The following is a 14,704-nucleotide window of genomic DNA, read 5'->3' as shown; positions in this document are numbered from 1 at the left end:
CTCGTGACATCCCTCCAAGATTACATTATTAGCGCTTAATAACGCAACTAAGCACTAGCATACTGGGACCAAGAAGAACACCGGCCAACAGTTCGCCTACGACTGGTGGGCTTTTAAGCCGCGCGAACGATTCGCCAAACATCCGAGCGGTCAGCAGAATAACCATTAACTGCAAGAAAAACTGATGAACGGCTTGAGCTTCCATGAGCTTAAAATCGTTTAAAGCTGTTGCCGGCTGTCGATCACTTTATCGGCTTCGGTTTCTGGTGACAGCGTTTCCACTGGTTGTAAAGCCTCCTTATCAGGCTCCCGTAACTGCACGGCAAGGTCTGGCGTGGCCACAATGCCGGATGGTTGTGAGTGGGTCAACATCGCTGGCAGCGCCGCTAAACCGATCAAGCAGGGCAGTGCTAAAGCTTGGTTAACCCAGCGATACCGGGGCATAAATGGCTCGAAATAGTAGCTGTTATCGCTTTGGGCCAATCTTTCCGGCTGAGAAATTTTCCAGGGCTTAGTATCCAGCCAGGACATCGTTTGGCCGGCCAGCAACATCAGTCCTAAGCCGCTGAGATTGACCAAGGCCGCAGCGGACCATTCGTCGCGCCCAAGGTGGTCCAGCCAGATGCCCCCCGCATACGAGAGCACCATGGAACACAGGTAAATCGGTAAAGATTGTTGACCCATAATGACAACGGCGCGCGGCACCGGACTGTGTAGCCATTGTGATCGCCAATGGCACAAGCGATACATCAGATAAGCCGCCGCGAGTAAATGCAACCAACGCAACACCCCCAAATGACTTTTGTCCAGCCAGGGCGTCAAGTTAGCGCGAAGCTCGCCCCAGAATTTAATCCGGGTATACGTGGCCTCATGCTCCAAAGGAATTGAAACCAGGACTAGCCCGAGGCAAACCGCTAACAGCCAGCCGTGTTTTACACTGACCTTGGCCCAGCCGGCGCCGAAGGCGTAACCGGTAAAAAACATCAGTTGCCAGTTATAGGGATTGAAATACCATTTTCGTCCACTCACTGGGTCGGCACTCAGTTCCCATCCGTAGTAATAACTGGCCCAATAGAGGGTGACCGAACACGCTAAAGCCATACCGACATGCAAACGGGATACTAGCCAGAATATAGGCAGCCAAACGATCACTAGTAGATACAGCGGTAGGATGTCGAAATAATTGGGTACATATGCCAAGGTGAACAAGTCATACAGCGCTTGTTGGGTGGCGTCGAAAAAATAGGCAATGTTCAGGCGTTGAATATCATCCATTTCCGGCACCCAGCGATTACCAACTACGCAAACCAAAGCCAGCAGCACAAAAGAGGCCAGATGTGCGCTGTAAATTTGCACGCATCGGTGCAGGACGCGAACCAGTCCCAGCCAGAGTCCGGCGCGTTCAAAGCAGCGGCCGTAGGCCAGCGCGGAGGCAAAGCCGGATGAAAACACGAAAACCTCCGCCGCATCGCTGAGGCCGAATCGCGAAGGGGTATACCAAAACCAGGGGTTATCCGGCATGTGGTTAATAAAAATCACCATCAACGCCAAACCTCTAAAAAAATCCAACGGCAAATTCCTGCTTTGCAGTGACGGGTCCGGCAATGCCATATAGGTCCTTTTGTCCAATAACATCGGTTGTGTGAATGACGCATTTCAGCTAAATCTTCCTGATTATAAGAATATTTCAAGTATGCCGTCATTCCAGAGAATGCTGGAGTCCCAAACCGGGAAGTCAATCCAGACTATTGGGATGTGCCTGACACTGGATTTTTTGAAGCTTTCGGATCTAGACAACCCTTGGCGAGGTAATAATTTTGTTATTTCAATGACAATACCCGCTTGGTCAGTTCGCAGATCGATAAATGCGCAGTTATCACACCCTGGACGTGGCCTCGCATTCGGACCATTTGGCTTGAATCGCTAAGATCTCGGGTAGAACGGCAATAAAGGCCTCGATCATCGCTGGTTGAAAATGGCTGCCGCTTTCCGCTTGAATGGTGGCTATTGCTTGCTCGTTAGGCCAAGCTTCTTTGTATGGACGTTTCATCGTCAGCGCGTCGAACACATCGACTAAGGCTGCGATACGCGCCGATTCGGGAATTAGCTCGCCAGCCAGTCCATCGGGATAACCACTGCCATCCCAATGCTCATGATGGTGTAAGACAATCTCCGCTGCCATCTTAAAGACCGGTGCATCACTTTTGCTGAGGATGTCGTAGCCAATTCTGGGGTGGGTTTTCATGATTACCCAGTCCGCCGTATCCAATGCGCCGGATTTCTTCAGAATCGCATCCGGGATGCCTATTTTGCCGGTGTCGTGCATCGGGGCCGCCAATTCGATTAGCCGGCATTGTTCTTCTCCCCAGCCTAGGGCATGTGCCAAGGCGCCCGCATAATCCGCCATGCGCCAGATATGCACCCCGGTATCGTTGTCATTGTAATGGCCGGCTTCACCGAGCATGTAGATGGCGTCGCGATGACTTTTTTCCAGATGGATCGCGCGTACCAAGGACAGGTGGGTTTGTACGCGCGCCCTTACTGTCGGTGATGAAACCGGTTTAACGATGTAGTCCACCGCGCCGGCCTCAAAACCAGTGACTTCATCATCGGCATCCGCCAAACTCGTGATAAAGATCACCGGAATGCTTTCGGTAAGCGGATCAGCTTTTAACTGCCGACACACCGTATAACCGTCCATATCCGGCAGTTGAATATCCAATAAAATCAGAGACGGTCGAAATTTACGTGTAGCCGCCAGCGCCTCATGGCCATTGCGAGCAAACACCAACTTATATTTGCCTGCTAAGATTTGCTCCAGCACCCGCAGATTCTGCGGCTCGTCGTCAATAATTAAGATAGGACCGTTAGGCATGGCAATGCTCACAGAGTAATAGAATGTTCAGCTGCAAGTGTCCTGACTTCAGCTTCCGCAGTTCGAAAATCGTAGTTCTCGATGGCTCGGTTTAACGGTTCAAGGCTAGTAGGTCCGACCGTCTTATCAAGTTCAAGCAACAGCGGCCTAAATTCCACCATGTCATCGTTTGCCAATATAGCTAGCATCTGCGCAAGGAGTGCTGTCAGTTGTTGCCGGTCTATCGTTTTTGCTTGGGTGTTGTCTACAACGTGTTTGTCGGGGGCATATTCAGCAATCGAATCCAGTGCTTTGTCTAAAGCAGACTTTAAAATTCGCAAGGGTCCAGTCATTTCCGCGCCCCTGACTAGCTGCTGTTCGACTTCTGCCGCTTGTTTGCCAAGTTCTAGTAGGGCCAGGGTGGTCGCAACACCCTTCAGCTTATGAAGAAACGCCCGTGCTTCAGCGGTGTCCGCGAATTTGATAGTGTGTACGCTGTCGGCGTAATCCCGGGCAAACTTACGTAAATATTGTTGGTAAGTACTTACATCCGGGAAAAGTTTTAGGCCGCGTTCGACGTCCAAACTCGGTAGCTCGAGATCTGAAGTATTGGGCTGTATGACAAGATGGGGTTTATACATCGGCGCAATTTGACGAGTTCCGCCGGTCAACTTGATAATCAAGGCGATGGCGGCATCCACATCAAACGGTTTGGCAATAAAGCCGGTCATGCCTGCTGCTTGTGCCAACTCTTGTTGTTCCATAAACGCGCCGGCGGTCAGCGCCACTATGGGGAGATCGGCTAAGGCCGGCATACGGCGGATGTGCTGGGTAGCTTCGTAGCCGTTCATAATCGGCATCTGCACATCCATCAGCACAATATCTATGGTGTTGTAATGCGTCTCCAGCCATTCAAGGGCCTGGCGACCGTGATGGGCCAATTCGACATGCGCGCCTTCACCTTCCAGAATACGTTGTGCCACCTCGCGATTGATGTCGCTGTCATCCACCACCAAGATGCGTAAGCCGGCAAGGCGCTGCTGGGTATGTTTAGGTCTAAGCGGCTCGCCGCCTTGGCGCACCCGTAATGCGCGTGCCACCGTGTTATACAGTGCCGAAGCGGTGACCGGCTTGGTCAGTAAGGCGTCTACGTGGCGCATGTCGCTGTGAGTCTGCAGGGCGTTACTAGCGTGAGCGGTGACCATAATGATAATTGGGTCGTGATGGTCCTTGAGTTCGTTGCGGATTTTATTGGCGACGGTGAAGCCGTCCATGCCCGGGGTTTTGTAGTTCAATAGCAGAACTTGATTGGGCTCTCGCGCCAGCAAGCGGCTTTGGATATGTTGAAGGGCGGCCGAGCCCGAACCGACCGCTGTTGCGTTCCAGCCCAATCCGGCCACAATATCTGCCAACACTTCGCGGGCGATTGGATTACCGTGCGCCACCAATACCGGGAGATTCGCCATGTCCGGTGCGGCCAGCCAAACGTCTTGGCCGCGTTTAAATGTCAAGTTAAACCAAAACTCGCTGCCGCTGCCCGGGATGCTGGTGACCTGCAATTCGCCGCCCATAGCCGCAATTAAACGTCGGCAGATACTCAAGCCCAAGCCGGTGCCACCAAATCGACGGCTCGTCGAACTGTCGGCTTGAGAAAATGGCGAAAAAATGTCCTGCTGTATGTCCGCCGGAATGCCGATGCCGGTGTCGCGAACTGCAAATCTCAAGGTTATCTGCTGGTCGTCTTCGGCGGTCACTGCGATCGCTAGTTCCACATGACCTTGCTCGGTGAATTTAATCGCATTGCTGGTCAGGTTAATCAACACCTGTTCTAGCCGCAGCGCGTCACCATAAAGTTGTTTGGTTTTGCTGGGTGGCTGGGCGATGATCAGTTCCAGTTCTTTTTCGCCGGCGTTCGTGGACATAATGGTCGATAAATTATCCAGCACATCTCCCAGGCGAAACGGTGCGTGTTCGATTTCCAGTTTGTCAGATTCAATTTTGGAAAAGTCCAGAATATCGTTGATGATGCCCAGTAGCGAACGTCCGGCCATGCGAATTTTGCTGACCAAATGGTTCGCATCGCCCGGCAATTCGCTTTTTTCCAGCAGATACGCCAAACCCAGTATGGCGTTCATCGGAGTGCGAATCTCGTGGCTCATGTTGGCCAGGAATGCGCTTTTGGCGCGGGTGGCGGCCTCGGCCGCGCTGCGAGCGGTTTCTAGTGATTGTTCGGCTAACCGGTGCGGGGTAATATCCGTGTAAGTCAGTAAGGTCCAGCCATTACTGATGGGCTGGCCGCAAATCTCCAGATAAATGCCATTGGCTTGCTGGCGTTCAAAACACACGGTTTCGCGCGCTGCCATCATATCGATGAAGCCGTTTAGGACGTCATCAAAAGTTCGATTCGGATAGTCGCCCCGGTCAAAATTGAAGCGAATGGCATCGGCAAAATACAGAGGTTCTTTTTTGCACAGCTCGGAGGGATAACTTAAAAGTTTGCCAAACAAGCTGTTACGGAAAACGGCTTTATACGACTCGTCGTAGACCACCACACCAAAGGGCAGCACTTCTAATACTTCGTTGAGAAATTTGTTCAGGTCCTGGAGCTTTTGTTCGCGGGCTTTACGTTCGCGGTCATCCACCAAGGTGCTGGTCGAGTACTGGGCCTCGCCTTGAGCATTCCGGATCAAATCGGCGTTAACCAGAAATGGCCTGATACTGCCGTCCTTGCAAAAAAAATCGAACTCCAGATCACGCACGTGACCGGTACGCATAAACTCCGGAAAGTGACTTTCGAATAGCTTTCGGCTGTCGGGTGTCATGAACTCGGTGATCGGGTGGCCTAAATACTCATCGCTGGTATAGCCCAAAAGATCCAGCTCGGATTGATTGACCCGTAAAATCGTTCCCTCGGGCGACAACGAGTGGTAACCGCAGGGCGCTTGGTTGTATAGATCGAAAAATTCTTTGGTCCTTGCTTCGACTTTATCTTCGAGTTCTTGCGTGAGTTGCTGTAGTACGTGTTCCGATTGTTTGCGGTCAGTGATGTCGATCACCACGCCGCGATAAAGCAGGAGTTCTCCGTGCTCGTCCAACAGCGGCTGGCCGCGCGACAGCAAATAGTGGGTGTGGCCGTCCAGCTTGGAATGCACTCGCCACTCTAACAGGACGTCGGCTTTTTGTTTGAGTGCTTGGTCCATTGCTTCGTGTGTTGTGGCTCTGTCTTCTTCGGCGATTGTGCTTAGCCAGTTGTCGTAGGAGGCCTGGCAACTATTGTTTTTAAGACCGTAGAGCCGCCATAAGCTCTCGCTCCAAAACACTTCGCCGCTGGGGACGTGCCATTCCCAGATGCCAGCGTCAGCGACACTGAGCGCTTGGTCCAGCCGCTGTGAATAGCTATTGACTTCAAAACTTGACAAACGTTTGACTGCTAGCAGAGAGCGATGCAGTTGCTCGAAGACAATGCTGAACAGTATGCCCATCGAGAAAAATATACACATCGAATAGATGCTGCGAGTTTCTGCAATGTAAAAGGTAAAGCTTGGCGGGATAAACAGAAAATCGGCTAATGCCACCGCTATCAGCGTAGCCAGCAAGCCGCCGACCAGACCACCCACGGCGGCGCTTAAAAATACAGAAGGGTACAGAAAAATCCAGATGGTCGGTTTTAGGATGTCCCACAGATGATATTGGAAGACTGCACCGCAAATCGGAATGACCATCGACAGCAGAATTCTGAGTGTGCGATGTTGGACGAACGGCGGCATGGGATAGCTCCTGATGCTAATGCAAAAGGGGCATCAGCGGTTTGGCTACGTTTATTGTTATTCCCATTTTAACCAGGCGATTCGAATAATTTCTATACGCAGAATAAGGGAAGGGCTTGTTTATTCTTGGCCGGTCGAAGTTTATGTAGCCAGACTAAATCTTAGTGCATCACTGGAATTTTTGAATCGATGCTTAACCCATTCGCCCTGAGTCTGCCGAGGGGGCTCAATTTAAAGGCACGCGAATAGTGTGGCGATAGGTTTGGTAGGTAGTCGGGCTAATAAAATTGGACAAGCTTGAATTGCAAGGTAAATTCTTTAACTTGAATCAGCTTATCCGCCTAAAGAGCTGACAATTAAGCAAAAATAGGGGAGAAATTATGGGACCGTATTACAGAGGTACATCGCAAAGCACCGGTGCATTTTTTGACATGTTTTATCAGCATCCGATCTTAATGGTGGTTTTAGTGGTAGCCACGATTGGTGCTGGTTTTTTATTGATGCGCGGAAAAAAGTCTGAATAAAACCGCTGTTTTGGGCAATTGACACGAAGATTACTGGAGCTGATTAAGCTCCAGCCTGCGTAGTTTAGGCGCGCATTTAGCCGTAACCGCCACTACCAACAGCGTCATGCCTCCGCCAAACACTACTGACGGCACCAAGCCCAGCAGCCGAGCGGCAACCCCGGATTCGAACGCGCCGAGTTCGTTAGACGAGCCGATGAATATGCCGTTGATCGCTGCAACTCTGCCGCGCATCGTATCCGGCGTGGCCAATTGCATGATGGTGGTGCGCATCACCACCGATACCCCGTCGCAAATGCCAGACAACAGTAAGGCCAGGCCTGCTACCCAAAAATTGGTCGAAAGCGCAAAGCCGATCATACAAAAGCCAAAGCCGGCTACGGCGATCAGCAACCAGCGTCCGGCGTGCTTGTTGAGGGGATGCCGGGCTAGAAACAAGCCGGTCATCACCGCGCCAACGGCCGGTGCCGCACGTAAAATCCCCAGACCTTCCGGGCCGTAATGAAATATGTCGTGAATGAACGCCGGCAGCATGGCTACCGCGCCGCCAAACAACACCGCAAACATATCCAGCGACTGCGCGCCCAGGATGATCTGGTTATTGAATACAAAGCTCAAGCCTTCGGCGATGCTGGTAAAAATGGGCGCGCTTTCCGCTGCCGGCGGTTCCTTGATGCGTAAGGACAGCAAAGCCAGCGCGGCCAACACGCATAAACCACCGGAAATGCCGTAAGCCACAGTCTTGCCGGCCCAGCCGACCAGAATCCCGCCCAGTGCCGGGCCGGCGACTAAAGCAAACTGAAATACCGAACTTCCTAGGCCGGCAGCGCGCGCATATTGTTCACGTTGCAAAACCAGGGCGAACAGTGCGCTGTAAGATGGGCCGATAAAGGCCCGCGCCACGCCGGTGACGGCTATGGAGCCGTACATCAATACCAGCGGATTATCGGGAATCCATTGTGCGGCGATGGCGGTCAAGGTCAAGGCGTTGAGGCACAACAGCAAACACGCTGAAATTGCAAACCAGCGCCGTGAGTAATGATCGACAGCGTAACCGGCAAATAGCGCGCTGCAAAAATACGGGACCACTTCGGCCAGGCCTATCAGACCCAAGGCCAGCGGGTTGTGCGTCAGTTCGTAGATATGCCAGCCCACCACAATCGCCACGATTTGATAGGCCAGCACGATGAGCACGCGAAAAGTTAACAGTTTTAGAAACGCGGGGTTTGCAGTGCCTAAAAAACGCATGAATATCCAATGTTTAAATACAGCCGGTTACAACTGCATGGGCGAATTTATTATGTGACTGATTGACTTGGTTAAGCCAGTCAAAGTCTTAGCGTTGCCGAAAGCGAATGTCGCCAAATAAAGCCTTTTGTTCGCGGGGCTGACAGCGCCAATACTGCGGCGGCGCTTCGACCTGGGCTCCAAGTTTGGCGGCGGCATGCCAGGGCCAGCGTGGATCGTAGAGTATGCCGCGCGCCAAACCCACCATATCAGCCTGGCCGTCGGCGACGATGGCTTCGGCGTCTTCCGCTTCCGTGATCAGGCCGACGGTGATGGTGGGCAGGCCGGTTGTTGCGCGGATGCTCGTCGCCAGCGGCACTTGGTAATTGGGGCCAACCGGGATTTTTTGTAGTGGCGACAGGCCGCCGCTGGAGACATGGATAAATGCACAGCCGCGTGCTTGCAAGGCTTTGGCAAAGATCACGCTTTGCGCCAAGTCCCAGCCGCCGTCCACCCAATCGGTCGCGGAAATCCTTACGCCGATAGGCATTTGCATAGGCACGGCAGCCCGCATCGCATCGAAAACCGCCAACGGGAAACGCATCCGGTTTTCCAGCGAGCCGCCGTACTCGTCGTCACGCTGATTGGATAAGGGCGAAAGAAATTCGTGCAGCAAATAGCCGTGGGCGGCGTGTATCTCGATGGCGTCCAGCCCTAGCCTATGCGCGCGCTTTGCCGCAGATACAAACGCCTGCACCATGCGTTGCAATCCGCTGGCATCGAGCGCAGTCGGCGCGGGGTCGTCCGGCATAAAAGGCAGTGCCGACGGTGCGACGGTCTGCCAGCCGCCTTGTTCGATATTGACCAGACCGCCACCGTCCCAGGGCGCGGCGGTGGAAGCCTTGCGGCCGGCGTGTGCCAGCTGAATCGCTATGGGTATCTGCGAATATTTTCGCACCGCAGTTAAAACCCGGGCCAAAGCGGCTTCGGTGTCGTCCGACCAGAGGCCGAGATCGGCCGGTGAGATGCGGCCTTCCGGCTCTACGGCCGTGGCTTCGATAATCAACAAGCCGGCGCCGGACATCGCCAAATTGCCCAGGTGCATTAAATGCCAATCGCTGGCTTCGCCGTTGACTGCCGAGTACTGACACATCGGCGCGATGACGATACGGTTGGGCAGCGTAACTGTGCCGAGGGAATACGGCGAAAAAAGCTGACTCATATCAGGTTACCTTTGATTAAAGTTTGTTAATCCAGGCTTGCAGTCTACGAGCTCGGTTCCGGCTTGGCAATGGGAAGGGCTCAGTCGTGCAGTGCCGAATTTACGGCGGGAAAGGGCGTTGAATTTGCCGCATTCGTTGTAACTTGGCCCGGCTTGCTATAATGCCGGCTTTTCCAATTCATCGGGTCGATAATTGTGGACGTTAAACAGTACATGCAGCAATTGGGGCAACAGGCCAGAGTGGCCGGCCGCGAGATCAGCAAGGCCGAGAGCGGGCGGAAAAATAGCGCGTTATTGAAAATTGCCGAGGCTATCGCCGCCGGTAGCGCCGAAATAGCCAGCGAAAACCGCAAAGACTTGGAAGCCGGCAAACAGAACGGTATGGATCCGGCGTCGCTGGATCGTCTGGAACTGACACCAGCCCGTATCCAAGCGATGATAGACGGCCTGAAGCAGGTTGCCGCGCTGCCCGATCCGGTCGGAGAAATTACCAATCTTAACTATCAGCCCAGCGGGATTCAGGTTGGACAGATGCGCGTGCCCTTGGGCGTAATCGGCATTATTTACGAATCGCGGCCTAACGTTACTGTCGATGCGGCGGCCTTGTGTTTGAAGTCGGGCAACGCCTGTATTTTGCGTGGTGGTTCAGAGTCGATTCATTCCAATCGGGCGATTGCGGTGTGCATCGCCAGCGGTTTGGCCGCAGCCGGTTTGCCGCAGCAGGCAGTGCAAGTGGTGGAAACCACCGATAGAGCGGCGGTAGGAGAATTGATCACGATGAAGGATTATGTCGATGTGATCGTGCCGCGCGGCGGCAAAAGTTTGATCGAACGGATCAGCGCCGAAGCGACCATTCCGGTCATCAAACATCTGGACGGCATTTGCCATGTGTATATCGACGGCAAAGCTGACTTGGATAAAGCGGTGGCGATTGCAATGAACGCGAAAACCCATCGCTACGGCGTCTGTAACGCGATGGAAACTTTGTTGGTCGCGGAAAGTATCGCTGCGACGGTGTTGCCGATTCTGGCCGAACAATACACAGCAAAAAATGTGGAACTGCGCGGTTGCTTGAAAACCTGTTCCTTGATCAAAAACGCTGTACGGGCGACTGAAGACGACTGGCATACCGAATATCTGGCGCCGATTTTATCCATTAAGATTGTCGGGGACATCGACGAGGCGATAGCGCATATCAATACCTATAGCTCCGCGCATACCGAGGCCATCGTCACCGAGGATTACACCTTGGCGCGGCGCTTTTTGCGGGAAGTGGATTCCAGCTCGGTGATGGTCAATGCTTCTACCCGTTTTGCCGACGGCTTTGAATACGGTTTGGGTGCGGAGATTGGCATCAGTACCGATAAATTGCACGCGCGCGGTCCGGTTGGCTTGCATGGTCTGACCTCGTTGAAATTCATCGTGCTGGGCGACGGGCATATCCGCCAATAATGATCGGGGTTTACGGCGGCACGTTCAATCCGGTCCATTACGGCCATTTGCGCACCGCGCTGGAAGTGAAAGAGCTGTTTGAATTGGAGCAGCTGCGCTTGATTCCTTGCCGGGTGCCGGCACACCGAGACGAACCCGACGTGCCGGCGCACCTGCGTTTGCAAATGCTGGAAGCCGCTGTCGCCGATACTCGCGGCTTTAGCGTTGATCGGCGCGAGTTGGATAGGGCGGGGCCATCGTATATGGTCGATACCCTGCATTCCTTACGCAACGAAATGGGCGATACGCCTTTGCTGTTGTTTATCGGCGCCGATGCCTTTGCCGGTTTGGAGCGCTGGCATCAATGGCAACGCTTATTCGATTATGCACACATCGTGGTGATGACTCGACCGGGCTATGCCGGATCGGCGCTATCGGCGTTTTTGCAGCAGCGAATCGCCGAAGACCGAGCCCAATTAAGCCGGCAGAGTGCCGGACTGTTAAGCTTCCAGGAAGTCACCGCGCTGGCGATTTCCGCTACTGCAATTCGCGAACTGGTGGCTGTCGGGCGCGATCCACAATTTTTACTGCCCGACCGGGTCATCGAATTGATTCGCAGGCATCATTTATATCAACCCCTCATTCATCACACAGGAAATTGAATGCAAACAGAAGCATTACTTAAGCTGGTCGAAACCGAGCTCGACGACCGCAAAGGCCTTAACATCAAGACTATCGATGTGCGTGGCAAAACCAGTATTACCGATTATATGGTCATTGCCACCGGTACCTCGTCTCGGCACGCCAAATCGCTGTGTGATTATGTAGTGGAAAAGGTCAAGGAGCAGGGGCAGCAGCCGCTGGGATTGGAAGGCGATCAAAGTTCTGACTGGATTTTGTTGGATTTGGGTGATGTGATCGTGCATGTGATGACCGGTCAGGCCCGCGAACTGTATCAGCTGGAAAAACTCTGGTCAGTGGCCGGCGACAAGACGCACAGTTAGTTTTTGCCGCGATTTGCTAAAAGCAATTTCAACCGGCTCAAGGGCATAATTTGTCATCCGCCCTCAAGAAAAAGCCCAAGTAGTCGATGACTTAGGCGAGTAGGAGGAGGGGTTATGAAAGCGTTTAAGACAATCTGTTTGCTGTTGATAATGGCAGTCGCGACGGGGTGCGCGTCCGTGGGCGGTAAAAGTGCCGAGGCGCCGTCGCCGTCAGCCGGCAAAACCCTGCGCGCTACCGGTTATAGCCGTTTCGAGGATAGCGGCAAGCTGGCGGTCAATCAACGCTGGTTACAAGCGCAACAAGCTGCCAAACTGGATGCCTATCGCGGCTTGGCGGATTTGCTGTATCAAGAAAAATTGGGCAATCAAACCACGGTCGGCGCTCAAGTGATGCGCGACGAGGTTTACCGGGTTTATCTGGATAGTTATTTACGTGAAGCGCGTGCCGCTGATTACCGGACTGTCAGAGACAATTTAAAAACGACGCTGGAATTACGTCTTAGCCCGCGTTTTTACCAATGCATGTCTGGCGATACCTATGTCGCCGGCCAGTGTCTGCAGGAAGATAACAAGCTGGCGTTTACCCGGCTGGGCTATAAAGCGGCAACGGTGACCTCCGCCAACCTGGCCTGCGGCGCACGCGATTGTAGCGATCAATATTATGTGTCTGGTTTTTCCAAAAAGCCCAGTGTCGTGGACGATACTTTACTGGAAGCCGGTCTTTACGATGTGGAATGGATAGCCAATACCGGCTTGCGGACGATATTTCAGTATTTGTTGATCAACGGATTTTATAGTGCCTTATAAAAACTTGCTAACAGTGTTACTGATTGCTTTGCTGGCTGCATGCAGCAGCGGTAATAGTAAGCGGGGCGGCGATGAGAATGGCGTTGCCGTGTCCGGTCAGCAGGTCAGCGTGCAAGGTAGTGCGCCAATCGTCGGCGGCGGTATCGAAGCAGCCCGCCGCGCTGCTATCGACGATGCGGTGCATCAGGCATCCTTGCAGCTCAAACGCAACAATAACTCGGCGATGCTGGTTAGTGATATTAAGGTGGTCGACGAATGGCAGGATGCCGATTTTTATCATGTGCAGGTGCTGGCAGTGTTGTCCGATAAGCAGCGCTGCGGTTCGCCGTATCGGAAAAAAATAGTCGCCACCGGTTTTCCGGTCATGAATGCCGATCAAATTAGCGGCACCGAAAGCCAGGATTTATACAGCGGCATCCCTAGGGAAATTAATAATCAGCTGATGGAAACCGGCGACTTTATCGGCCGCAATCTGACTAATACCTCTTTATACAGCCGGCCCGATATGGCGCCGGAGATTCGCTTTGCCGAGGGTAGTGGTGAGTCGGTTATTCTGAATATTGCCAAGCAACAGAACGCGCAGTTCGTGTTATCGGGCGTGATTCGCGATTTTCGGGTGGAGTCTACAGAATACGTGCGTGGTAGCGGCGCGCTGGCGGATTTAAAATCCATGGTCCGGGATTTTGTCGCTCGCCGTAGTGTTGGGATTGACGTATTTGTTTACGACGGTTTTAGCGGCGCCTTGCTGTTTCAACATCGTTATACCGATTCTATCCTGGGCGACGTCTCGCTGCCGAGCGGCTATACGGTGGGTAGCGAGCGTTTCAATTCCACGTCGGCCGGTCACGCCATCAGCGAGATCATTCAGCAGGCCAGTGAAGATATTCACAAATTATTCGGCTGCTATCCCTTTACCACCCGGGTGATACAAGCCGGCAACAACCGGATCGTGATTGCCGCCGGCGCCCAGGATAAAATCAGAGTCGGTGATAAGCTGATGATTTATTCGGCGTCCGCCGGCGGTACGGCGGGAGCGGGTTTGGGCGAGTCGCAAGGCATCTTGACGATAACCGATGTCAGTGCTGCTACGGCGGCGGGTACTCTTGATTCTTCGGCGGTTGCCGGTGCAGTAAGGCCGGGCGATTGGGTGAAAAGTTTTGCTACGCCTTAACGGGGGCGTCGCTCAAACTCAGTAAGCGCTCTATGTCTTTACTGATACCTGCCGGCGTGTCTATCGGCGCATAGCGTTTAAAAACCTTGCCATCTCGGCCGACCAGAAATTTACTGAAATTCCATTTAATGGCATTTAAACCCAGGATTCCCGGGGCTGCGGTTTTCAAATACTCGAACAGCGGATGTGCGTGGTTACCGTTAACGTCGATTTTTTCGAACATGGGGAAGCTAACGCCATAGTTCAGTTCGCAAAAGCTGGCAATTTCTTGGCTATCGCCTGGTTCTTGCTGGCCGAATTGATTACACGGAAACCCCAGGATCACTAAGCCGCGGCTTTTATAGGTCTGGTACAGCGCTTCCAAGCCACGGAACTGCGGGGTAAAGCCGCATCGACTGGCGGTGTTGACGATTAGCAGCACTTTTCCGCGGTAATCTGCCAAAGCGACAGTTTCGCCGTTAATGTTAGTCGCCGAGAATTGGTATATGTCATTCATGCTGATGCCGGTCAGTTATGGAATTACTTGTGCTTGTCGTAAACGTTGGGATGGCGCTTCTTAAAGTCTATGTATCCCCATCAAGATGCATAGACAAACATTTACCCAGCATACCGTTATTCATCGGATTGTCAAAAATCTGTAGTGCCAACATACCCATATTTGCATGGGGGCTTACCAGGAATTTTAATGGGCATTGAA

12 protein-coding genes are annotated in these 14,704 nt (G+C 53.0%); 6 read left to right on the top strand and 6 right to left on the bottom strand.

Annotated elements, in window-relative coordinates; translation table 11 throughout:
- Positions 1 to 219: 219 nt before the first annotated feature.
- From CWO84_RS04250 to CWO84_RS04240, 3 genes are all read right to left on the bottom strand, one after another.
- A complete protein-coding gene (locus CWO84_RS04250) occupies positions 220 to 1,635 on the bottom strand; it encodes an OpgC domain-containing protein (protein WP_240617956.1) in 1,416 nt (471 codons plus the stop codon).
- A 241-nt stretch (positions 1,636 to 1,876) separates the two neighbouring features.
- Positions 1,877 to 2,875, bottom strand: coding sequence for an HD domain-containing phosphohydrolase (locus CWO84_RS04245; protein ID WP_101051862.1), 999 nt, complete (start codon positions 2,873 to 2,875; stop codon positions 1,877 to 1,879).
- Between the two features lie 8 nt (positions 2,876 to 2,883).
- Positions 2,884 to 6,621, bottom strand: a complete 3,738-nt coding sequence (locus CWO84_RS04240) for a response regulator (protein WP_101051854.1) — start codon at positions 6,619 to 6,621, stop codon at positions 2,884 to 2,886.
- Between the two features lie 380 nt (positions 6,622 to 7,001).
- On the opposite strand from CWO84_RS04240, the gene CWO84_RS24295 reads away from it, so the two are divergent.
- Positions 7,002 to 7,145 carry a hypothetical protein gene (locus CWO84_RS24295; RefSeq protein ID WP_165786265.1) on the top strand — a complete coding sequence of 48 codons (144 nt, stop codon included), beginning with the start codon at positions 7,002 to 7,004 and terminating at the stop codon, positions 7,143 to 7,145.
- Positions 7,146 to 7,175: 30 nt separating this feature from the next.
- Here the strand turns inward: CWO84_RS24295 and CWO84_RS04235 are convergent, their stop codons facing one another.
- Together CWO84_RS04235 and CWO84_RS04230 are read right to left on the bottom strand one after the other, a co-directional pair.
- The gene (locus CWO84_RS04235; RefSeq protein ID WP_101051853.1) at positions 7,176 to 8,393 is read right to left on the bottom strand and encodes an MFS transporter; all 1,218 of its coding nucleotides are present in this window, start codon (positions 8,391 to 8,393) and stop codon (positions 7,176 to 7,178) included.
- Between the two features lie 88 nt (positions 8,394 to 8,481).
- On the bottom strand, positions 8,482 to 9,594 hold the full coding sequence (locus CWO84_RS04230; protein ID WP_101051852.1) for an NADH:flavin oxidoreductase/NADH oxidase: 1,113 nt from the start codon (positions 9,592 to 9,594) through the stop codon (positions 8,482 to 8,484).
- 213 nt (positions 9,595 to 9,807) lie between these two features.
- Here CWO84_RS04230 and CWO84_RS04225 point away from each other — a divergent pair, with 213 nt between their 5' ends.
- The 5 genes from CWO84_RS04225 (at position 9,808) to CWO84_RS04205 (ending at position 14,007) form a co-directional block, all read left to right on the top strand.
- Entirely contained in the window at positions 9,808 to 11,046 is a 1,239-nt protein-coding gene (locus CWO84_RS04225) for a glutamate-5-semialdehyde dehydrogenase (RefSeq protein WP_216614887.1), read from the top strand.
- Entirely contained in the window at positions 11,046 to 11,687 is a 642-nt protein-coding gene (gene nadD / locus CWO84_RS04220) for a nicotinate-nucleotide adenylyltransferase (protein ID WP_101051850.1), read from the top strand. Before CWO84_RS04225 ends, nadD begins: the two co-directional genes overlap by 1 nt.
- A complete protein-coding gene (gene rsfS / locus CWO84_RS04215; RefSeq protein WP_101051849.1) occupies positions 11,688 to 12,029 on the top strand; it encodes a ribosome silencing factor in 342 nt (113 codons plus the stop codon).
- A 114-nt stretch (positions 12,030 to 12,143) separates the two neighbouring features.
- Positions 12,144 to 12,836 carry a hypothetical protein gene (locus CWO84_RS04210; RefSeq protein WP_101051848.1) on the top strand — a complete coding sequence of 231 codons (693 nt, stop codon included), beginning with the start codon at positions 12,144 to 12,146 and terminating at the stop codon, positions 12,834 to 12,836.
- Complete coding sequence (locus tag CWO84_RS04205; RefSeq protein ID WP_101051847.1) at positions 12,826 to 14,007, top strand: flagella assembly protein FlgT middle domain-containing protein; 1,182 nt, start codon at positions 12,826 to 12,828, stop codon at positions 14,005 to 14,007. Before CWO84_RS04210 ends, CWO84_RS04205 begins: the two co-directional genes overlap by 11 nt.
- On the opposite strand, the gene CWO84_RS04200 is transcribed toward CWO84_RS04205, so the two are convergent.
- Complete coding sequence (locus tag CWO84_RS04200; RefSeq protein WP_101051846.1) at positions 13,997 to 14,503, bottom strand: glutathione peroxidase; 507 nt, start codon at positions 14,501 to 14,503, stop codon at positions 13,997 to 13,999. The two genes, CWO84_RS04205 and CWO84_RS04200, sit on opposite strands and share 11 nt — an antisense overlap.
- Between the last annotated feature and the right edge of the window lie 201 nt (positions 14,504 to 14,704).

Source organism: Methylomonas sp. Kb3 (assembly GCF_002834115.1).
GTDB lineage: Bacteria > Pseudomonadota > Gammaproteobacteria > Methylococcales > Methylomonadaceae > Methylomonas > Methylomonas defluvii.
This window is presented reverse-complemented; position numbering and strand designations above follow the sequence as displayed.

What these genes read in the sequence shown, in the direction of transcription:
- CWO84_RS04250 (WP_240617956.1), bottom strand. Translation starts at nt 1,635, where the DNA reads ATGTTATTGGACAAAAGGACCTATATGGCATTGCCGGACCCGTCACTG.
- CWO84_RS04245 (WP_101051862.1), bottom strand. Translation starts at nt 2,875, where the DNA reads ATGCCTAACGGTCCTATCTTAATTATTGACGACGAGCCGCAGAATCTG.
- CWO84_RS04240 (WP_101051854.1), bottom strand. Translation starts at nt 6,621, where the DNA reads ATGCCGCCGTTCGTCCAACATCGCACACTCAGAATTCTGCTGTCGATG.
- CWO84_RS24295 (WP_165786265.1), top strand. Translation starts at nt 7,002, where the DNA reads ATGGGACCGTATTACAGAGGTACATCGCAAAGCACCGGTGCATTTTTT.
- CWO84_RS04235 (WP_101051853.1), bottom strand. Translation starts at nt 8,393, where the DNA reads ATGCGTTTTTTAGGCACTGCAAACCCCGCGTTTCTAAAACTGTTAACT.
- CWO84_RS04230 (WP_101051852.1), bottom strand. Translation starts at nt 9,594, where the DNA reads ATGAGTCAGCTTTTTTCGCCGTATTCCCTCGGCACAGTTACGCTGCCC.
- CWO84_RS04225 (WP_216614887.1), top strand. Translation starts at nt 9,808, where the DNA reads ATGCAGCAATTGGGGCAACAGGCCAGAGTGGCCGGCCGCGAGATCAGC.
- nadD (WP_101051850.1), top strand. Translation starts at nt 11,046, where the DNA reads ATGATCGGGGTTTACGGCGGCACGTTCAATCCGGTCCATTACGGCCAT.
- rsfS (WP_101051849.1), top strand. Translation starts at nt 11,688, where the DNA reads ATGCAAACAGAAGCATTACTTAAGCTGGTCGAAACCGAGCTCGACGAC.
- CWO84_RS04210 (WP_101051848.1), top strand. Translation starts at nt 12,144, where the DNA reads ATGAAAGCGTTTAAGACAATCTGTTTGCTGTTGATAATGGCAGTCGCG.
- CWO84_RS04200 (WP_101051846.1), bottom strand. Translation starts at nt 14,503, where the DNA reads ATGAATGACATATACCAATTCTCGGCGACTAACATTAACGGCGAAACT.